This window comes from Desulforamulus aeronauticus DSM 10349 (assembly GCF_900142375.1).
Lineage (GTDB): Bacteria > Bacillota > Desulfotomaculia > Desulfotomaculales > Desulfotomaculaceae > Desulfotomaculum > Desulfotomaculum aeronauticum.
Genome location: NZ_FRAR01000025.1, coordinates 73,143 through 93,871, shown reverse-complemented (window position 1 = coordinate 93,871; position 20,729 = coordinate 73,143). Strand labels below are relative to the sequence as shown.

Here is a 20,729-nt window from a genome sequence, read left to right as displayed (position 1 = left end):
CAACCTTACCCAGCTTACATTGCCTGATGTGATTTCTGTTCGTCAGACCAGAAGTTTGCCTCCGGCTTCCTTCAGATTCCACCTCACGGTGGACATCCTTGCCCTTGGCTATGTGCTTGGCACTATCAACCCGTAGGGACTTTCACCCTTTAGACTGCGCCCATGCCGGGCGCACATAAAAAAATGCTGGGGTCAGACCCCAGCATTTTTGTCGAATTATCTCAAATTTAGTTAAGAACCGTCCCCGAATCTAGTTATTTATCGTAAAACCTTCTGCTAAAGATTTTGGCCTTTTCTTCATCAAATAAATCTTCGATCTCATCAAAGCCTAAACTCTTCAGCAATGTTAGCACATATTTATTGTCAGCAGGCGTTAGGCTGGAAGCCTCTTCACCGTAACTGTTGACAAGCTCTGTTCCCTGGCCAGGATCAATTAAAACATGGGGCCCACCTATACAGCCTCCTAAACAACCCATTCCCTCATAAAAATTAGCAGTGATTTTACCGTCTAAGGCATCCTGCAGCATTTGGCGGCAACCCTTCACACCGTGGGCCTGTATAGCTTTAATCTGAATTTGCTTATCGGGTCTGATTCTTTTGAGAGTATCCGCTACCGCTTTGCTAACTCCACCAGTACGCGCATAAATTCTGCCAGCCGTGGAGGAATGCTCTTTTTCATCCTCTGGCATATCTTTGGGATTAATGCCCATTGCCTCAAAGATCTGCTGTAATTCCTTAAAGGTAATCACTACATCCACTGCATCCCGCACATCCGGCTCCTTAGCTTCTGCTTTTTTGGCAATACAAGGCCCGATGAAGACTACTTTAGCATCCTGATGCAGTTTCTTAACGCCCCGTCCGCAAGCTACCATCGGTGACACAGATGGGGTAATATGCGTTGCTAGCTTGCTATACACCTTTTTCACCATGGACACCCACATAGGGCAACACATACTCGTTAAGACAAAGTCTCCTTCTCGATGAACATGGGCATCAAACTCCAAGGCCTCTTTAAAAGTTAAAATATCTGCAAACAAAGCGACCTCTACCATACCATAGAAGCCCAGCCTTTTTAAGGCGGCCCGCATTTTGCCCGGAGTTACTTCCTCCCCAAACTGGCCAATAAAGGCCGGAGCAATGATGGCATATACCGGCACTTTGCGATTCCTTAATACTTCTACCAAGGGAATAAATTCTTTTTTATCTACCAGACAATCGTGCTGACAGTTGTTCACACATTCTCCACAGTCAGTACAGATACTGCCGTTAATCACTACATTACCCGATTCGTCCCGCTCGATGGCCTCCATCAGGCAGGATACCTGGCAATCCCCATTGGCATCTGTGCAGCCACAGTTGTTGCCACAATTTTTAACCTTAAAAACAACCCGGCCTGGGTCCCCTCCACCAATGGCATAGTGAATGTATTCCTCGATCCTGTCGTCGCCCTGTTGCTTAAGCTGCTGGATTCCCTCTGCTAATTTTCCGTCATAAGCAGATTTTACAAGATCCTTAAAAATATCATCATAGGTAAGCTTTGTCACGGCGGCCTCCAAACCTTCTCTTTTTACCTATTGTGCCACCAAATAGAAAGAATATGACAGCAAAAACCGCAATGGCTAATAGCTACCTGCCAAAATGTCTTTTCATGCTAAATGATAAGCCTCGGCCAGTAATTGAATGGGATGATAAACCTTTGCCCCAGTTACATGGTGAACTTGCAATTGACACATGCCGCATTCCGAAATAACCTGATCCACAGCCAATTCCTGCACTGCCCGGCTAATATTCTGGCCTATCTCCTGGCTAATGGGGTATTTTTCTTTTTTAAAGCCATAACTGCCAGATAAGCCACAGCAGCCGGCATCCAAATCCCTTACCTCTAATCCCGGAATGTGCCGCAGCGTCTCTAAGGAAGGAATACCGCAACCGGCTGCCTTTAAATGACAAGGTTGGTGATAACCCACCCGTTTAGGAAGTTCCTGAAGCTCTACCTTTAGTTCGCCCCGTTGATCTAACAGATTTAAAAATTCAAACGCATCCATCATCTGCTCATTGAATTGACTGGTGTCCAGATCAAAGAGCTCTTGATACTCCCGGCGTAAAGTTAGGTTACAGCTGGGACAAGTGGTGATAATTCGGTAACCTTGCTCGATATATTGTTGGAGTTTACTGACGTTTTTTTGCGCATATTCCCTGGCTACATCTAAAAAGCCATTGGCAATTAAGGGTAAGCCGCAGCAATTAAATGGTTCAACGGTCAACTCAATGTCGTGATAAGCTAAAACAGCGGCCAAAGCCATACCAACCTCCGGTGTATTGTAATTGACATAGCAACCTTGAAAGTACAGTACCTTGTCTTTACTGGCTGTTATTTTTTTCGGCTGAAACATCTCTAGAAAAGTTTTCTTTGCATAGGTAGGCATCGTCATTTCGGAACTAACACCCATCATTGCCTCTCCCAGAACCCGCAAGGGTTTGATTCTCCCCAACCGGTTCACCAGAGAGGGTGCTAGGCGAGAGGCTTTACCCATTTGTTCTACTCTGGCCAAAATCTTATCTCTTAAAGGTGCTCCGTGAAGGGTCACATACTCACCTTTTGCTTTAGCATTCATCGCAGAAATGCTTACTCCAGAGGGACAGGCCACATCACAGTTTTTGCAGTTGCTGCAGTAGCCAATGGAAGGGTGTACCGCTGCTGGCTCCTCCAGGCGAAAGCGTTCCAAATCCGGGCCGTTTTGTTTAGGGCCGGCAAAACGCTCCGTTACCTTGGCTACAGGACAGTGAGATACACAGATGGAGCACTTAATGCAGTTATCCAGAGCTAGTCTATTTTCCTGTGTCATTATCTCCCCGCCTCCCCCACTAACTTCCCGGCCTTGTAACCACTGGCCAAAGCGACACCGTTACCGCATTTTTCTATGGGATAGTTACAACCAGCTAGGTTGGCTCCGGTAATCAATACATTTTCTAATAGTACTTGTCCTTGGTCATCCAGTGGTTGTAATTGGTCATTCACTGCGACACCAAACTCATGAAAGGGTTGACCCGCCAGCGAAAGAAAATCCTGTCTGGACCATTTACCTGGACAAACTTTGACCGGCAAACCAAAAACCGCTTCCTTTATCTCATTGCTCTGGGAAGTTAGTCCTCCTCCCAGGAAGGAGCCCGTAGCCAATACCATGGTTTGAGCAGAAATTTCCATGATTTTCCCGTTACTATTCGCTACCACTCCCTGGCAACGTTTTTCAGTAATCTGGGCATCGGTAACCTGACAACCGATAATTACTTCTACTCCTTGGGTTTTTAGGTGATGCAACAGTGCCTTCTGTAACCTTTGTCCGGGTAAAGCCGGAGGAATATTGGCCACCTCGTAAACCGAGCAACCCAATTTTTCGCTAAGAACTTCAGTAACCTCATGACCCAGCTGCTCTCCTAAAACGGGTGGGAATAGTACCACCATACCAGGCAATACGTGGGGTTTTATCTGGCTTATTACCTGCTCTAGCATAGCTTGCTTCTCTAAGAGGTGCGCCAAGGTATTGGCATTTAATTCTTGGTTAGCTAGCTTTACCATCAGGGTTTTTAGGTGACAATGGGCCCCCAACGGTGTATTTTTCTGCAGATTGGTAATCAATACATCCGGATAGAAGTCTTTTAACGCCTGAAAACCTACAACTAATAACTCCTTAACCTCTGCCAGGTCGGGTACCGCCATACTTTGGGGTACCAGATAAGTCGGTCTTAGGGTACCTAGGGCCGTGGGTAACTGCCAGTTACGATTGGTATTTAGATACGATATTTTGTTTTGGTGACAAATTTGTAGGAAGAAATCGATACTCTCAGGCAAAACATCCGCAACCTTGGCATAGGGGTGTTCGGGCTTGTGACTAACCAGTTTGGCTATTTCTGCCAAAGGATTGGTGCACACTTTATCCGGCTGGTTTATCTGATAGCCCCAAAGGTCGATACATCCCGAAGATAACCCCAGTGCACCCATGCCCTTGGCCACCAGCAAGACTTTTTTATGCTGGGCCACGGCCTTGGCCGCCGCCATTAAACCAGAGAGACCTGCACCAATCACGAGTACATCGGTATTTTTTTTCATCATAGCATTCTCTCCATACCAAATAATGAGCAATAAATTGCTGAGGATAGTTGAGCTTCTCGGAGTTGTTGCCCCCAGAGAACCGGCCTGATTCCTTTCCAGCGCTTTTGCAGAAATTTTGTTAAATACTCCCGGTGATTCCCGGCAAATTGTGAATAGCCACTCAAGGCTCCCAGTGTACGGTAACTGCAAAAGGTGCCCTGGCAAGTTCCCATACCCATTCTGGTTTTGCGACGAATATCCCCCAGCGTAAAGCTATCTCCGTCTCCGGCTACATGGACAATCTCAGCCAGGCTAACAACTTCACACTCGCAAAAGATCTTACGTTGATCAGGATTTTTTTCTGCTTCTTCCACCACCCTTTGAAAACTATCTCCCAAACGGTCGGCGGCCTTTTTGGCACCAGGTATACCAAAAACTCTTTTTCCCCGTTCTAACCATTGCTCAGACACAGGGCTGGTTAAAGATTCTTCAGCCGTACGGCAAGGGGCGGTAACGTCCAGGCGTTTAGCCGCTAAATCCACTGTTTTTTCAGCCATCAGTCGAAAGGTAGTAAATTTTCCACCGACAATGCTAATAAAACCCTGCAAACCATCCCGCTCCTGGTGGTCTACTAGTGCAAAATTTCTGGTAACAGACCTGCCACCGGCAGTGTTCCCCGCCTGGTATAGGGGACGAACTCCGGCAAAGGCCCGGATGAGACGATAATTTTCTAAATCGGGAATCATTTCTTGACCAATTTTAATCAGATCCAACACTTCTCCGTGACCGGGCTTGGTGCAGGCTGCATCATTAACCGTTACGGAGGTAGTGCCAAAAATCGTAATGGTACCGTGGGGGACAAAAATATCACCATCTCCCGGTGGCCGTAGTCGATTCACGACCTGATTGGTCAATCTATGGTTATAAGCCACCAGAGTCCCTTTATCCTTAATGATATTTAATTCAATGCCGGCTAGGGCTGCCACGGCTCCGCCCCAGGCGCCGGTTGAATTTATAATCATCTCGCACTCAATGTATTTTCTTTCACCCGTTAGCTGATTGGTTAGTTCTACACCCGTAACCTTACCGTTGCTTTGTTGGATACCCGTTAGGCTGTGATACGTATATAATCTGGCTCCGTAACGGCGGGCTGAGTTTACATTGCTCCACAAAACCCGAAAACCATCCACCGCACAATCGGGAACTATAAAGGCTCTGGTAACCCGGTGATGCAACACCGGAGTGTTCCGTCGTAACTCCCGAGGGTCCAGCTCTTCTGTTGGGATACCAGACTCAGCACAGGCCGCCAACCATTGATCAGCATATTCGGCATTATCCTCCGGTAGCTGAACAAAAAGTCCACCGGTATTTTCAACGCAGTTAGGAGCAATTCGGCGCAAAATCATGTTTTCTTCCAGACACTCCCTAGCCGCTTCTTTGTCCTTAACTGCATAACGCGCGCCACTGTGTAACAACCCATGAAATCTTGAACTGGTACCATGGGCTAAATCACCCTGCTCTACCAGTATGGCGGAAATACCCCGCAGGGCAAGATCCCGGAGAATTCCTGTTCCGGTGGCTCCTCCGCCAATCACCACCACCTGAGCTTTTTCTGCTGCCATCACGCATCCTCCGTTCTGGGTCTATGTTAAAAAAACCGCACAAGAGCAGGAAAAACTCCTGTCACTGTGCGGCTTCTCCTATTCTCAAGCCAATATCAAGTTAGTGGCAAACCTCTTGCTGTGAGGGGAAGCCACACCATCACAGCTTATATTGTGTGGTGTGGCCGATCTATACAAAGTTATTCTTCTACATCCCAATCCATAGAACGGGAAACGGCTCTCTGCCAGCCTTTATATAGTTTATGACTCTTAGCCTCTTCCATTTGATGCTCAAATTTGCGGTCCAGCTTCCAGCGTTTAGCCAACTCTTCTTTACTTTCCCAGAAACCAACAGCCAAACCAGCCAGGTAAGCAGCACCCAGTGCAGTGGTTTCAATAACCTGGGGCCTTTCCACCGGAACCCCCAAGATATCTGCCTGGAATTGCATAAGTAAGTTGTTGGCCACGGCACCGCCGTCTACCTTTAAGGCTTGTAGCTCTATACCAGAATCAGCTTCCATAGCACTTAGCACATCTTTGGTTTGATAGGCCAGGGAATCCAGGGCCGCTCTAATAATATGCTCTTTGGTAGTACCCCGGGTTAGACCCACAATGGCTCCTCTGGCACGCATATCCCAGTAGGGGGCACCCAGTCCGGCAAAGGCGGGCACCAAGTAGACACCATCGGTATCCTCTACCTTACTGGCAAAGTATTCCGAATCAGGAGCGGATTCCAATATTTTTAATCCGTCTCTTAGCCATTGAATGGCAGCTCCGGCAATGAAAATGCTGCCTTCCAAAGCATAATCAACCGTACCGTCAATACCCCAAGCAATGGTGGTTAATAAGCCATTTTGAGAAGTAAACAGTTTATCTCCGGTGTTCATTAACATAAAGCAACCGGTGCCGTACGTGTTTTTGGCCATACCGGGTTGATAGCAAGCCTGACCAAAGAGAGCTGCCTGCTGGTCCCCGGCAACTCCTGCGATGGGGATCGAGTAACCCAGGAATTTATTGGCCTCCGTATAACCATACACTTCACTGGAAGGCTTTACTGCCGGCAGCAGGTTGGCCGGTACACCCAGAATATCCAGCAATTCCTGATCCCAGCACAATTCACGAATATTGTACAGTAAGGTGCGGGAGGCATTGGAATAATCGGTAACATGTACTTTACCACCCGTTAGTTGCCAAATAAGCCAAGTATCCATGGTGCCAAAAAGAAGTTCACCTTTCTCGGCTGACTCACGGGCTCCCGGTACATTATCTAAAATCCACTTCACCTTGGTGCCTGAAAAATAGGCATCTATCACTAAGCCAGTCTTGGTTCTAAACTTCTCTTCCAGACCCTGGGCTTTTAATTCATCACAAATGGAGGCGGTACGACGGCATTGCCAGACAATGGCGTTATAGATAGGCTTACCGGTATTTTTGTTCCATACCACGGTCGTCTCACGCTGATTGGTAATACCAATAGAAGCAATTTCTTCGGGTTTAATTCCAGTCTTAGCCACCACTTCGGCAATTACACCATACTGGGTACTCCAAATTTCCTCTGCATTGTGCTCTACCCAGCCAGCTTTGGGATAGATCTGGGTAAATTCCCTTTGGGCTACATCCACAATATTGCTGTCCCGGTCAAAAAGAATAGCGCGGCAACTGGTGGTGCCTTGGTCTAAGGATAAAACATACTTTTTCTCCATATCTCCAGCTCTCCCTCTAGTGATTTATCGTAAGAAGCAACAGAACTATTAGGCTAAAAAGAATACTTTATAGAATAAACCGCCTAATACACCGCCTATGATCGGTCCAACTACGGGAATCCAGGCATAACCCCAATCGGAACTGCCTTTACCAGCAATGGGTAAAACAGCATGGGCAATACGGGGACCCAGGTCACGGGCCGGGTTAATGGCATATCCGGTAGTACCACCCAGGGACACACCAATGGCTACAATTAAGAGACCAACAACAAAGGGATTGAAACCGTCGGCAAATTTATTGGCGCCAATTGCTAAGATACCTAACACTAACACAAAGGTTCCAATAATCTCACTGATTAAGTTGCCAAAGGTACTTCTAATAGCAGGCGCGGTGCTAAATACAGCTAGCTTGGCCCCTTGATCTTCGGTTGCTTGCCAATGCGGTAGATAATGCAACCATACCACAACACCACCCAGAAAAGCACCAATCATTTGAGCAATAATATAAGAGGGCACATCCGCCCAAGGGAAGTTACCAATGGTAGCCAAGGCAATGGTTAAGGCGGGGTTTAAGTGAGCCCCACTAAAACTACCCACACTATAAGCCGCTAATGCTACAGCTAAACCCCAACCTACGGTGATGACAATCCAACCTGAGTTTTCAGCCTTTGATTTTTTTAGAACGACGCCGGCTACCACGCCACCACCAAAAATAATCAGCATCATGGTACCAATAAGTTCAGCTAAAAACGGTGTCATTTACTGTTCCCCCTTACTTTCGAGAATCAATAATATCAACTAATTTACTAGAATATTTTCAAAATGTCACTGGGTATAACTTGTAAACAAACCATCAAAGTTTCCTGATAAGGTCTTCTCTTAAACATCACCTGCCCCTAAAAAAATAATGACGGCCCCTAAACATTCTTTTGGAATGTTAGTGGAACCGTCTCCTTCTCTCCCGGCCAGGTAGAGTAAATAAAATAAACCCCATAAACAGCTAAGAGTATTAGCTATCAAGGGGGTTATCTCCAAAACTCCAACCAAGTATCAAGTTTTATTAGCTAAATTATATAACGCTCTTAAACACAATGCAAGAAAAATATCAATTTTTAAACAATTTAAATCTCCCAAAGATCTCTACGACTGGTAGAGATAAAGTCAATTCCTTTTTCCAGAGCTTCCGTCACATCTTGCTTCGTTTTTAATAAGCCACCGCCAAGAATCGGTAAGTTCAAGGCTTTTTTAGTATCATTAACGACATAGGTCGGTATCGTGGCAGGTAAAATTTCCACCGCACTGGGTTTCACATTGTTAGCAACCCTAATTCCTGTTTTTAAAGATTCTGAGTCCACAATAAATAAGCGCTGGATAACCAAAAGCCCTTCATCTTTGGCATATTTGACCAAATTGGATTTTGTAGTAACAACTCCGGCAACACCCATTCTTTTTAACAAATGAATGCCGGCTGCATCTTTACCAATACCCTCAACAAGATCTACATGGACTAAAAATACTTTCCCAGCCTTGTTAACCCGATTGACCAGGGACGGCAACTTATTAATGTCGCCGTTTAATAAAAAAATGGTCCGAATTCTTGGGTGCCTAATGGCTTCCTCCATATCCTCGTGTCGTCGAATAGCCGCACCAATTTTTCTTTCTGCCATTACCTTTTCTCTGAAATCCATAACCAGCCTCCAAACCTATTAACTTTTATAAACTGTGCATTTGCCGGTAGTTTCATTCATAAAAGTAGAAAACTTGGCTTGTTTGCCTGCTGATAACCTTATTATCTCTAAAATTAAAAGCCTTGCTGCATTTTTGATTGAGCAAGGCTCTCAGGATACTATTTTTTTGTTTTCTTATTTGATTTTCTGGCTTTTAAAGAACGTCCTTCTGCCAGTAACTCTTTATCTTTGGCTTGCCCTGAAGCAGTAGCTCCTTTTTTAGCCTTGATTAACATAACACCGCTCTTATACAGGAAATACAATAAAGCCAACCAGGACGTAACTTGGTGCAAAACAGCCAGCATCGTCATAAACCAGACAGTTTGTTTGTGAATACCCACGGCATAACCAAACCATAAGCATAATACACCAATCAACAATCTCCAGGCCAGGAGGAGCCATTGCAGTTCCTTTTCCGATAAATTACCCTGCTCCCACTGCCACTGAACCAATCCAAATAACAAGGTAAGAACAATAAAAACAGCCGTAAAAGTTAATCGCTTTCTCCGGATCTCTTGGGCCAGTGCATTCAATAACATCCCCCCAGATTGCTAGATTATCTTACCATTATAGCATAGAAAGTTACCATGAGATAAGCCCTTACTCTCCTCCCAATCCAGTATCTAACCGTTTTCTTATCTTCGAAGAGGTTTGACCTTGGTTTTCATGTATCGTATTAAGAAATTCTTTGGTAGCCCGATTGGCAAACTTTAAGTTATTGGCCACAACTGCTAAAAACAACAAGGCATGCATATAGTAGGCCCCGGATAGTTTGGTGTGCCATTCATCCACAAACTCACCCATTTCTGCCCAGTACGCATCATCAACCGGATAGTGTTTTGCCGGTTGCCCCGCAAACAAACTACCCTGTAACTCAGTGTTTAACTTTAGAAAATCCCTTTTTCCGTGCTGCAGCATAGCTAGAATAGCCTCAAATTCTGGCGTGATCGGAGGATGGCCCATCTGTTCCCGCCAAGCAATTCTAGCTCCAGTCATCTCATGGATATCTTTGCTTTTATGATAAAGGCTAGCATTAAAATCAATATAGCCTTCTATCAGTTGATCTTGCCAGGGATAGGGCGTCTTGTCTTGTCCCAACTGCTCTTGCCACAATTCCAGGTACAAGCGGCTTTCACTAAGTAATTTCTTTACCTCGGCACGTTTGCTTTGATACTCCTCCTCTTGCATCATCTGTAACTCAAAAAAGCCATCTGCTAACTGGGAGAAAAACTCCACCGACAGGTTGTTCAATTGTTGTATTCTAGCTAATAATCGATCCCGGTAGTGAGGAGGTGCCACAAGCACATTTACCAATAAACCAGCAGCTACGCCAATAAAAATAACCAAACTCCTATAAAGGGCTTCGGTAAGGAAGGCTTCTTCCGGAGAACTCAAAATTACCACCATGGGCATCAGTACCATAACCGCGTCAGTAAAGCCGAATCTCAAGGCTAACCAGATAGCCAGAGGGGTAGCCACCCCCATGGCCAGGGGTCCCGGTGCCCAAAGGTGGCCTACCAGTAAACCAATGCAAACACCTAGTATGTGTACACTAATTTGTTCTATGGCATTACGGAGAGATCTGCTGAGAGAAGGCTGCACGTTAATAACGGCCGTAATAGCAGCCAGCACAGCATTTAATTCAAGGGTTTTAGCTAGATAAAAGGAAACCGTAACCGCAATGGCAGTTTTGATCATCCGAGCCCCAAAAGGCATTTTTAGTCTAAGAGTCTTTAACCTAGGCATTCCTACTCCCTTTCATTTCTATATAATCTGACTTCTAAATGGTAACTTCTCATTTCTCAAAGGATGCCGCATAAAATCCCGCCAAATAGCCAGAGGACCAGGCCCACTGGAGATTATAACCGCCACAGTCACCGTCTATATCCATAATTTCTCCGGCAAAAAATAGGCCAGGTACTAATTTGGATTCCATGGTCGAAGGGTTGATGTCTTTAACATCAATTCCTCCTGCGGTCACCTGAGCCGCCGTCCAGGTATTGGTCCCGCTCACTTCAAACCGCCAATTCTGCAGAATCTCTACAATCCTTTGCCTTTCCAGGGCGGTAACTGCCGCTGCTTTTTTATTGGCATCGCAAGCCACCTCTTTTAATAATACCGGCACCAATTGTTTATTGATAAAACCAACAAAACTAAAGGCCAGTGTTTTATGCGGATTATCCTCAAAGCGCTTTTGAAGGTAAGCCGCCAGTTCCACAGAAGACAGGTGCGTAATGATCCTGACCTTAAGCCAAACTTTCCTGTTTTGTTGCAATCCCAAACCCGCAAAGCGGCTCAGATCAAAGATAGGTGGACCTGAAATACCGTATTCGGTGAAAAGGATTTCCCCGGTAGCCCTGGCTCTGCTTTTATTTTCTACAATAACCTCAGCTTCACCATCAAATTTTATGCCCTTTATTTGCTTAAGATAAGGAGACGCTAGTTTTAATTGAACCAAGGACGGAAAGGGTTCAACCAAGCGATGCCCCAGCCTCTCTGCCAGTTGATAACCACTGCCGGTGGAACCTAAATTGGGGGCAGCTTTTCCCCCGGTAGCCAGAATAACTGCATCGGCGAAGAAGGTTTGTCCCCCTTTCACCGCTATCTGAAAACCCTTCTTGGTTTTTTGCAGTTCTTTTACTTCGGCTTCCACCAGGGTTGTCACACCCAATTCCTCCAATTCATGCCGTAAGACATCCAGCACACTGGAGGCTTGGTTGGAGTAAGGAAATACCTTGCCCCGATCCTCAATCTTGTGTGTAATACCCAGTTTTTCAAAAAAATCAATGCTTTGATAATTGTCAAATGCAGTCAAGGCGGTTAAGGCAAATTTCGGGTTCGTACCATGAAAGTGAGAGATATCCATATCTACATTGGTAAGATTACACCTACCGTTGCCGGTGGCAAGAATCTTTTTACCCACCCGCTGATTTCTTTCCAAAATGGTAACCTCTGCCCCGTTTCTAACTGCCACAATGGCTGCCAATAAGCCGGCGGCTCCGCCCCCTACCACAAGAACCTTAGTTTGTTTGCTTTTAGCCATGTGCTTCCTCCCTGAAGGGCTGATATTTTTCCGCCACCGCTTCTGCCATCCGGATACCGTCCACAGCAGCAGAAATAATCCCTCCGGCATAACCGGCCCCTTCACCCGCGGGATAAAGTCCGGTAATCGTAGACTCCCTTTGTTCATTTCTTTCGATCCGCAGGGGGGAGGAACTTCTGGTTTCCACACCGGTAAGAACCGCGTCTGGATGAGCAAAACCCTTCAGTTTTTTATCAAATTCCACCATAGCTTCTCTTAGCGTTTCCACTACATAGGGAGGCAGACAGTGTTTTAGCTCAGCCAATGTAACCGCCTGGCGATAAGAAGGCACCACCTGACCCAAGGACTGGGAGGGCCTATCCAGCAGAAAATCCCCTACCAGTTGAGCCGGAGCATGGTAATTGCTTCCCCCCAGTGAAAAGGCTTTCTGCTCCCATTGACGTTGAAATTCGATACCCGCCAAAGGATGATCACTGGCAAAGTCCTCTGGTGTAACCCCTACCAATAGTGCACTATTGGCATTCCGATCAGACCTGGCATGTTCACTCATGCCGTTGGTGACCACGCCTCCTTCCTCCGAAGCAGCCGCCACCACCACGCCGCCCGGACACATGCAAAAGGTATAGGCAGAACGACCACTGGAAGCATGATGGGCTAGCTTATACTCCGCAGGTCCCAGTTTGTCATGTCCGGCAAACTGTTTATATTGGGCTTCATCAATTAACTGTTGGGGGTGCTCAATTCTTACACCGATAGAAAAAGCTTTCGGCGTCATTTTAGCCCCTGTATCGTAAAGCATTTTAAAAGTATCCCTGGCACTGTGACCAATAGCCAAGATTACCACTTCTGAAGAAATTGTTTCCGAGTTGTTGACCACCACACCACTGACTTTTCCCTGTTCCACCAACAATTTGGTAACCTTAGCCTGAAAACGAACTTCGCCGCCCAAACTGATAATGCGCTGGCGAATTTTCTTAACCACCTCACGTAAAATGTCGGTTCCCACATGGGGTTTATGGGAATAAAGGATCTCCGAAGGAGCACCGGCAGCTACTAGTTCTTCCAACACCTTTCGGCAACGAAGATCCCGGATTAGGGTAGTCAATTTACCGTCGGAGAAGGTACCCGCTCCCCCTTCACCAAATTGTACATTACACTCGGGGTCCAATTGGCCGGTTTGCCAAAATCTCTGGACGGCTTGGGTCCGCCGGTCTATGTCTGCTCCCCGTTCCAACAGCAGAGGGCGGTAGCCCATGCTGGCTAAAAGCAGCCCGGCAAACAGCCCGGCCGGGCCAGTGCCAACAATCACCGGACGATGTTTTAGGCAATGGCTGCCGGTCTTTACATATTGATATGCCAAGTTGGGAGAAGGCATCACATCTTTGTCCCTAGCAAATTTCCTTAGCAGCTTCTCCTCCTGAACCACCACAGCATCTACGGCATAAATAAAATAAATGTGGTCCTGCTTGCGAGCATCCACAGAACGCTTAAAAATTTTATATTCAATTAAATCCCTGGCTGGAAGCCTAAGTTTTTTTATCAACTCTTTTTTAATTTCTTTCTCATCCTGGTCTAAGGATAGCTTTATTCCGGAGACTCTAATCATCTGCAAGTTCCTTTCTGTTCTTACGCTTTCAGAACATAATAGCTTATAGAAATTATTATACTTTTTTCACCCTATTTTTAAACTTTTTAGTAAAAATTGGTTGTTTACCTGCCTGTGACCTACAAGGGTTATATCCTATGGGAACCTCAAGTCTAAAAATGGGAATGGTAATTCCCAGCTGAACTTATAAAGGTTCTCGATCTTTCCTCAAGTTCCTGCTAACAAACCAAAGGCTTTAAATACATACAAACTATAATTATATTCGTGATAGTATGGCAAGCCAAATATAATTATGCGTGTTTAGAATTATCTAGCAACAATGTTGTATTGTAACTAATTATGGAATATAATTCATAGTATATAGTTAGTTAATTAAGGAGGTTGCGTTTAAATGGCCGAGAAATTCTGTGAAAAAATTAATAATGTCATTACCATTGAACCCAAAATGGATTATGAGACCGGGCAAAAACAGGTTGGTTGGTTATTCTTCACCTGCTATAATTTTTATAGAGATTGTAAAGGTGCCTGTCCTCGGCAGGAACATCTGATCAAAGATAAACAATAATCTTAGAGACCCCCTAGGAGAGTTAGCATGGCAGAAAAGCTTCAAGAAGATGCAACAGCTTATGTAGTTTACCTGCTCAAGTGTGCCGATGAAAGCCTATATACTGGCATTACCAATCAGTTAGAACATCGGTTAAAAATGCATGAGCAGGGTAAAGCCAGTAAATACACGCGCAGCAGACTGCCTGTGACATTGGTGCATGTTGAAAGGGGCTATTCTAAAGGTGAAGCCCTTTCCAGAGAAAAGAACATTAAGAACTTACCCCGCAAAAAAAAGCTATTACTACTACAAAATGGTGCCGATTGTTGAATTCAACAACCGGCACCATTTTTAGTTAACAATGAAAGAATGCCCAACATTGTTTAAGACAAAGCCATGACCAAAGGTCTCCTTCAATTTCATTTGTGCCTGAAAGCCTGTGCAGTGGGAGACTGCCAATTTTTCTACCTGCAAATCCTTTAGTTCTGCAATGGTTTTGTCAAGTCTTTCATCGTTAGCTGCTACTAAATGAGTTCCCCCTACCACCGCATAGATCTGCCGATTACCGGTAACTTGCCGGGCATACCGTAGAATATTAATTAAACCCGCATGACTGCAGCCCACTACCACCACAATTCCCTTGGCCGTGTCAATCAATAATGCCTGATCATCCAACAATGGGTCGATCTCATATTGTTTTTCCTTTTTTACCACAAAATGTGGGTTACGATGCTCGAAGTCTGTTACTCTGGGCACCTGACCACAAAGGATTATGTTTTGGCTTATTTGAACCGGTTCCCTTTGCAAATGAAATTCCGCCCCTAGCTGCTCCAGCTCATCTTTTAGAAAGGGTATGCCGTTAGGACTATACTGCCCTTCCCCGTTAACCGAGTACTTTTCATCAAAAATTCCTGGATGTCCATACACGGGCTTAGGACCACTGAGAGACAGGACCTTTTGTAACCCTCCGGTATGATCGTTATGACCGTGACTTAAGGCGATGGCCTGAATTTCCCTCAGATCTATTTGCAGGTTTTTTATATTTGATTCTAGGGCTAATCCTTGTCCGGTATCAAAGAGCAGCTTAAAATCACCGGCTTCAATAAAAAGTGACAGTCCATGCTCCGCCAAAAAATTTCTTTTGGTTACGGAATTTTCGGTAACTACCGTGATTTTTAAAGACATATTGCCTCCCTCTTTTCTTCGTTTATTTTTGCACAAAGATAGGCCATACAAAAAGCAAAATTCAAAGTATTTAAAAATCCCTATCAAGGCTGGATCATGCATCCCTCAAAAGTCATGGCATAACAAATATCTGCCAGTATCTCGCCTTGTTCCTTAAGGTACTTGATGTCAAAAAGGTGACATATCTATGTCAATTAAATGACTTTTTAAAAATATTCAAAATAATATAATAATTGCAACAAGATACCAAAGGAGGTCCCCAATGAGATATTTAGCTATTGTCAATCCGTTAACGATGATGTTTCTGTACTTTATTGTAGCTCCAACTGTAAAAGCCTACAGAACAATTAAATGCACTATTAATCCTAACGCACCTGAGTGTGCTTTGAACTAAATTGTCACTGGGTAAGAGAACCGCTAGTTTCATGAAGAAACTAGCGGTTCTCTTTTTCCACTCTGAAAACCGCCACTTCTTCCCCTTTGAGATACTGCCACTGGCCGCTCACTCCGGCAGACATGGCTCCTAATTCCAGATGCAGCATAGCAATGCCACAATCCAATCTCTTAGCAATATGGTATGTATCCTGGGCCGAATCCAGTTTGATCGTGATGCTGTCCTGCCTCACCACAAATCGCCAGGGTTGGCGGTTTACCGCCGAGGGTGCCAGGCGAGCTGCTGCCAAAGCCGTCTCTACCCAAGGGGGCCACTCTACACTGGGGAGCCCTTCGGTTAGCTCCGCCAGTTCTTTTCTTTTCTTGCTTTTGGCAAAACCAACCATAATTTTTTCTTCTAACGAATAGTCATGGTCTGTTAAACCAACTGGCGTTACCGCCAATACTTTTTCACCAGGATCAATATTGATTTGCCTAGCCACCACTTCTGGTCTAAAGAACCCACCCACCCAGCAGGTACCTACCCCCAGGTTGGTAGCCTCTAGAATAATCCCCTCTCCCAAATAACCAACTCTCTCCTGGTAATTGGCAAAACTAATATCTCCGATAAAGGCAATGTAGGCTGCGGCACCCTTAATTTTACCGTAAGAACCAACAGCCCCTTTAAAGATGGCCCCGGAATTATCTAAAACCAGTTCCGCCCTGGCTTCGGGAAAACGAAACTGCAGGCACAAGCGGTCTAGTTCTAAGATTATTTCGTCAGAAAGCCGCTCTGCTCTAAATCTCCTACGCGATACCCTCTTCGGGATAGCCTGATACCAATCCAGTCTAGGAAACATTAAATCACCTCAAATTCAAAATACCATAGTTTTATCGTTGCTCGGCAGCAACCACTGCCCTGGCATCCTTTAGATAAAACAACACCAGTGGCACCAAAATAATTAATGCACAGAACAGATACATATAGGATAATCCTACCCATTTAGATAAAATTCCTAACAAAATGGAGCCCAGACCAATTCCTAAGTCAAAGGCACTGAAGATAGTGCCATTGGCCGCCCCCCGGCGGAAAGGCTCCACCCGGTTAATCGCCATAGCCATGGCGGTGGGGTGCACAATCCCAAAGCCAATGCCCATGGCCACTGCCGAAGCTCCAAATAACAGCTCTCCCTGGGCCAGAAAGAGTAGCACAAAGGCTCCCGCAATGGCGAGGAAACCCAGCCCCATCACCTTTCCTGGGCCGTTTTTGTCAAAGCTCTTGCCGGCAATCGGTCGTATCACCAAAAGCGTTATCGCATAAATGAGGAAATAAATACCGGGATTTGCCACCTGAATCTCTTGACCATAAAGAATAATGAAAGAAACAATACCACCATAGACCACTGCGGTAAAAAACATTACCACTGAAAGTGAAAAAACCTTGGGTTCAAAAAAACTAGTGAAAGTTAATTTGCCCTTGTCTTGGCTTGTGGGCCCCTGCTCATAAGGGATGACCATAATAGTCATTAAAGCCGCCACAGCAATGGCAAAGCTGACGATAAACAAAGTGGAAAAGTTGCTGCTGCCTAAGATCAACAAACCCAAGCTGGGTCCAACAGCCATCGCCAGAGTATTAGACAGACCATAATACCCCATGCCCTCCCCCCTTCTGGCGGGTGGCACAATATCAGAGGCAATGGTTCCCGCCCCTGTGGTGGTAAACCCCCAGGCCAGACCGTGAACAAAGCGTAATAAAAGCAGCAGCGTTAGACTGGTGACAAAATAATAGGCTCCCATGGCCAAGGAAAAGGCAATCAGGGACAAAAACAGGATTTTTTTACGACTGGCAACATCCAGTAAATAGCCGGACAACGGACGTACCAACACCGCCGTAAGGGAAAGAATCCCCATCACGTAACCTACATTACTCTCATCGCCCTGCAACACATTTGTGACAAAAACGGGCAAGGTGGGTAGTAGGAAGTAAAAACTGGTAAAAATCAGTAAATTAGCTAAACAAATTAAAATAAAATCCTTGGTCCATAAAGGTGCTTTTGCTTGCATGCGTTCCCCCTTCTCCGGCACTCCCCAACCGGCTAAGCCTTTATCTCTATCAGTATGCCCTGAATTATTCTTCAGCCTTGTCTAAGAACCATACTTCGGGTAAACTGAGATATTGGAGGAGTTTATTATGATTTTACTACAATCTTACAATATTTCTAAGTACTTTGGTGCCAAACAAATACTAAATGAGGTAAATGTAACCATTCAGGATCATGAAAAAATCGGCCTAGTGGGTGTTAATGGAGCCGGCAAATCCACATTATTAAAGATTTTAACCGGACAATTGACCCCGGATGCCGGCGAACTTATGCGCTCCGGTAATTTAACCCTAGGTTATCTGGCACAGGATAGCGGACTGGAATCCGGCCGAACGATTTATGAAGAAATGCTCTCGTTATTTCAACCATTAATCGAATTGGAGCAACAGTTAAGAAAACTGGAAGAATTAATGGGTGATTCTCAGGTTAAGTCTAACGAGACAGAGTTTCATCGGGTACTAAATCAATACGATCGTCTTTCGGAAACCTTTCGGGAGCAGGGGGGCTACAGTTATCACTCCTTGATTCGGGGCGTTCTGCAGGGATTAGATTTTCCTGAGGTGGATGACCATTCTCCCATCTCTGTGTTAAGCGGCGGCCAAAAAACTCGCTTGGCTTTAGCAAAAAATCTGCTGCAAAAACCCGACCTGCTTATTCTGGATGAGCCTACTAACTATCTGGATATTCATTCCCTGGCTTGGCTGGAACAATATCTACAAACCTACTCCGGGGCTGTGCTGGTGGTATCCCACGACCGTTATTTTCTAGATAAAGTAGTCACCAAGATTATTGAATTGGAATTTGGCCGGGCCACTACATATCCCACGAATTACTCGGGCTTTATCGATTTAAAAAACCAACAGCAGGAATCCTTGTCAAAGCAATTTGAACAGCAGCAAACAGAAATTGCCAAGGCCAAGGATTTTATTCAAAGGAACATGGTTCGGGCCTCCACCACCAAAAGAGCCCAAAGCCGCCTCAAGGCACTGGAAAAAATGGAGCTGATAGAAGGGCCCGCAGCTAAACAAAAGCAGGTATTCTTTACCTTTGATATTAAACTAAAAAGCGGTAATGACGTGCTACAGGTTTCAGACCTAGCCGTTGGCTACTCCGGTGTGGCTTTGGCTAAAAAAATTAATTTCTTAATCGAACGCGGTGAGAGTGTCGCCCTGTTAGGACCCAACGGTATTGGCAAATCTACCTTACTGAAAACGATTGTGGGTGAACTGCCGTCTTTAGAGGGTTATCTTCGCAAGGGAACTAACGTGAGCATTGGTTACTATGCTCAGCAACAGGAAAAATTAAACCCGCAAAAAACAGTGCTGGATGAATTGTGGGATGACTATCGCCTGATGGATGAAAGAGATGTTAGAACAATACTGGGGAACTTTCTTTTCCGTGGAGAAGATGTTTATAAAAAGGTGGGCGATTTAAGTGGCGGTGAAAAGGCTCGGCTATCTCTGGCTAAACTGATGTTGCAAAAAGCTAATCTGCTGATTCTGGATGAACCCACCAACCACTTGGATATCTTAAGTCGGGAGATTTTAGAGAGCTCTCTGGTGGATTACCCTGGCACCATCCTCTTTGTCTCCCACGATCGCTACTTCTTAAATAAAATGGCTACCCGAGTCATTGAGTTATCTCCTGCCGGAACGGAATCTTTTTTAGGTAACTACGACTATTATCAAGAAAAGAAAGCCGAACGTAATTCACAAACTACAGAGAAAAAAGAGCTTGCTAAAACCCAATTGGGTAAACAAAGCTACCTGGAGAGTAAAGAGCAACAACGTTTGGAAAGAAAACGCCTAAAAAGAATTGAAGAATTAGAACAACTTATTAGTGCCACAGAAGAGAAAATTACCCAGATCACAGCAGATCTGGAAAAACCGGAAGTGGCTCAGAATTATACTTCCTGTTTAGAGTTGAGTTCCGAGTTAAGTGAAAAGAAGTTTGCCTTAGACAACTACCTGGAAGAATGGGTGTCCTTAACCGAGGAATAGGGACACCCTGTATATTTCATCGAATCAATGTAAGTATGTTTGCCGGGTCGGGTGATTGTCCCGCCCGATGGGTATACGTCGTTTCATGAGGAGGCAACTGGTTAAGGTATTCGATAAACCCAGGCAAACCAAAAATCCTTGTATTGGGTGGTAAACTGGCGTTAGCAAAATCAAACTTGCCTGGGTTGGCAAAGACAATCACATTTTGGATGGGTATTGTAATTCCTTGCTTCCCAAGAAGGTTAGATAGTTGCTCCACCTTGCGTTGATTTTGCCCCACGGGGCTTTCCTGGGGCAGCCACATTCTCCCCTGGAATCTGAACCACTCCCCCCTTTCATTGCAGGCAGCGGTATTCCAGTTTTTGGTTTCTATACAGTAAATAACCTGGAAACCAAAGAGTAAGTGGTCAATTTGTGCCTTACCCGTAGCCAGGGAGATTTTCACATTATTCGCCACCGTCCACCGATCATCCAGGTAACGCTCCAACGCGGTGGCCACCTTCCATTCTCCGGCCAGGCCTTTGTCAATTTCGCCGTTTGGACTGCTCGGTAAAACAAGTCTAGCCAGCCACCCGACCAAGCCTTTTTTCTTCGGCTTAGTGGTATTGTTAGTGTCAGGTAGTTTACCTGGCCACCGAAGAACTTTAGCCATCATGTCACTCCTTTATAAGACATGCAGAATTAAAGACTATGCAGGAATTCCTAAAAGGATAAACCAAGCGCAAGCACCCTATGGTAATATTCCTGTACAACAGA

General features: G+C 45.2%; 18 protein-coding genes. 3 read left to right on the top strand and 15 right to left on the bottom strand.

The window, feature by feature from the left end; genetic code table 11:
* Positions 1–254: 254 nt before the first annotated feature.
* The 11 genes from BUA78_RS15975 to BUA78_RS15925 all read right to left on the bottom strand — a co-directional run bounded on the left by BUA78_RS15975 (position 255) and on the right by BUA78_RS15925 (position 13,770).
* A complete protein-coding gene (locus BUA78_RS15975) occupies positions 255–1,544 on the bottom strand; it encodes a [Fe-Fe] hydrogenase large subunit C-terminal domain-containing protein (protein WP_072916533.1) in 1,290 nt (429 codons plus the stop codon).
* A gap of 102 nt (positions 1,545–1,646) precedes the next feature.
* A complete protein-coding gene (locus BUA78_RS15970) occupies positions 1,647–2,846 on the bottom strand; it encodes an anaerobic glycerol-3-phosphate dehydrogenase subunit C (RefSeq protein WP_072916532.1) in 1,200 nt (399 codons plus the stop codon).
* Positions 2,846–4,111, bottom strand: coding sequence for an anaerobic glycerol-3-phosphate dehydrogenase subunit GlpB (gene glpB, locus BUA78_RS15965; protein WP_338011630.1), 1,266 nt, complete (start codon positions 4,109–4,111; stop codon positions 2,846–2,848). Before glpB ends, BUA78_RS15970 begins: the two co-directional genes overlap by 1 nt.
* Positions 4,108–5,712: an anaerobic glycerol-3-phosphate dehydrogenase subunit GlpA gene (gene glpA / locus BUA78_RS15960; protein WP_072916530.1), complete on the bottom strand. Its 1,605-nt coding sequence runs from the start codon at positions 5,710–5,712 to the stop codon at positions 4,108–4,110. The genes glpB and glpA overlap by 4 nt, the downstream gene beginning before the upstream one ends.
* A gap of 179 nt (positions 5,713–5,891) precedes the next feature.
* A complete protein-coding gene (gene glpK / locus BUA78_RS15955) occupies positions 5,892–7,394 on the bottom strand; it encodes a glycerol kinase GlpK (RefSeq protein WP_072916529.1) in 1,503 nt (500 codons plus the stop codon).
* A gap of 48 nt (positions 7,395–7,442) precedes the next feature.
* Entirely contained in the window at positions 7,443–8,153 is a 711-nt protein-coding gene (locus BUA78_RS15950; RefSeq protein WP_072916526.1) for an MIP/aquaporin family protein, read from the bottom strand.
* 362 nt (positions 8,154–8,515) lie between these two features.
* Positions 8,516–9,082, bottom strand: coding sequence for a glycerol-3-phosphate responsive antiterminator (locus BUA78_RS15945; protein WP_072916524.1), 567 nt, complete (start codon positions 9,080–9,082; stop codon positions 8,516–8,518).
* A 158-nt stretch (positions 9,083–9,240) separates the two neighbouring features.
* Positions 9,241–9,660: a hypothetical protein gene (locus tag BUA78_RS15940; protein WP_238456853.1), complete on the bottom strand. Its 420-nt coding sequence runs from the start codon at positions 9,658–9,660 to the stop codon at positions 9,241–9,243.
* Between the two features lie 61 nt (positions 9,661–9,721).
* Positions 9,722–10,867, bottom strand: a complete 1,146-nt coding sequence (locus BUA78_RS15935; protein ID WP_072916520.1) for an FUSC family protein — start codon at positions 10,865–10,867, stop codon at positions 9,722–9,724.
* Positions 10,868–10,916: 49 nt separating this feature from the next.
* Positions 10,917–12,164 (bottom strand): BaiN/RdsA family NAD(P)/FAD-dependent oxidoreductase, encoded by a 1,248-nt coding sequence (locus BUA78_RS15930; RefSeq protein WP_072916518.1) that lies wholly within the window; start codon positions 12,162–12,164, stop codon positions 10,917–10,919.
* Positions 12,157–13,770 carry an NAD(P)/FAD-dependent oxidoreductase gene (locus BUA78_RS15925; protein WP_072916516.1) on the bottom strand — a complete coding sequence of 538 codons (1,614 nt, stop codon included), beginning with the start codon at positions 13,768–13,770 and terminating at the stop codon, positions 12,157–12,159. Before BUA78_RS15925 ends, BUA78_RS15930 begins: the two co-directional genes overlap by 8 nt.
* A gap of 391 nt (positions 13,771–14,161) precedes the next feature.
* Between BUA78_RS15925 and BUA78_RS20300 the strand changes: the two genes are divergently transcribed.
* Both BUA78_RS20300 and BUA78_RS15920 read left to right on the top strand, forming a co-directional pair.
* Complete coding sequence (locus BUA78_RS20300; RefSeq protein WP_175549047.1) at positions 14,162–14,335, top strand: hypothetical protein; 174 nt, start codon at positions 14,162–14,164, stop codon at positions 14,333–14,335.
* 27 nt (positions 14,336–14,362) lie between these two features.
* Positions 14,363–14,644: a GIY-YIG nuclease family protein gene (locus BUA78_RS15920; RefSeq protein ID WP_072916514.1), complete on the top strand. Its 282-nt coding sequence runs from the start codon at positions 14,363–14,365 to the stop codon at positions 14,642–14,644.
* Between the two features lie 21 nt (positions 14,645–14,665).
* Here BUA78_RS15920 and BUA78_RS15915 read toward each other — a convergent pair whose 3' ends face one another.
* The 3 genes from BUA78_RS15915 to BUA78_RS15905 form a co-directional block, all read right to left on the bottom strand.
* Complete coding sequence (locus BUA78_RS15915) at positions 14,666–15,499, bottom strand: MBL fold metallo-hydrolase (protein WP_072916511.1); 834 nt, start codon at positions 15,497–15,499, stop codon at positions 14,666–14,668.
* A 434-nt stretch (positions 15,500–15,933) separates the two neighbouring features.
* Positions 15,934–16,731, bottom strand: coding sequence for a nitroreductase family protein (locus BUA78_RS15910; RefSeq protein WP_072916510.1), 798 nt, complete (start codon positions 16,729–16,731; stop codon positions 15,934–15,936).
* A gap of 31 nt (positions 16,732–16,762) precedes the next feature.
* Positions 16,763–17,935, bottom strand: a complete 1,173-nt coding sequence (locus BUA78_RS15905; RefSeq protein WP_072916507.1) for an MFS transporter — start codon at positions 17,933–17,935, stop codon at positions 16,763–16,765.
* Positions 17,936–18,062: 127 nt separating this feature from the next.
* Between BUA78_RS15905 and BUA78_RS15900 the strand changes: the two genes are divergently transcribed.
* Entirely contained in the window at positions 18,063–19,973 is a 1,911-nt protein-coding gene (locus BUA78_RS15900) for an ABC-F family ATP-binding cassette domain-containing protein (RefSeq protein ID WP_072916505.1), read from the top strand.
* Positions 19,974–19,989: 16 nt separating this feature from the next.
* On the opposite strand, the gene BUA78_RS15895 is transcribed toward BUA78_RS15900, so the two are convergent.
* Positions 19,990–20,625, bottom strand: a complete 636-nt coding sequence (locus BUA78_RS15895; RefSeq protein ID WP_072916503.1) for a nuclease-related domain-containing protein — start codon at positions 20,623–20,625, stop codon at positions 19,990–19,992.
* Positions 20,626–20,729 lie beyond the last annotated feature (104 nt).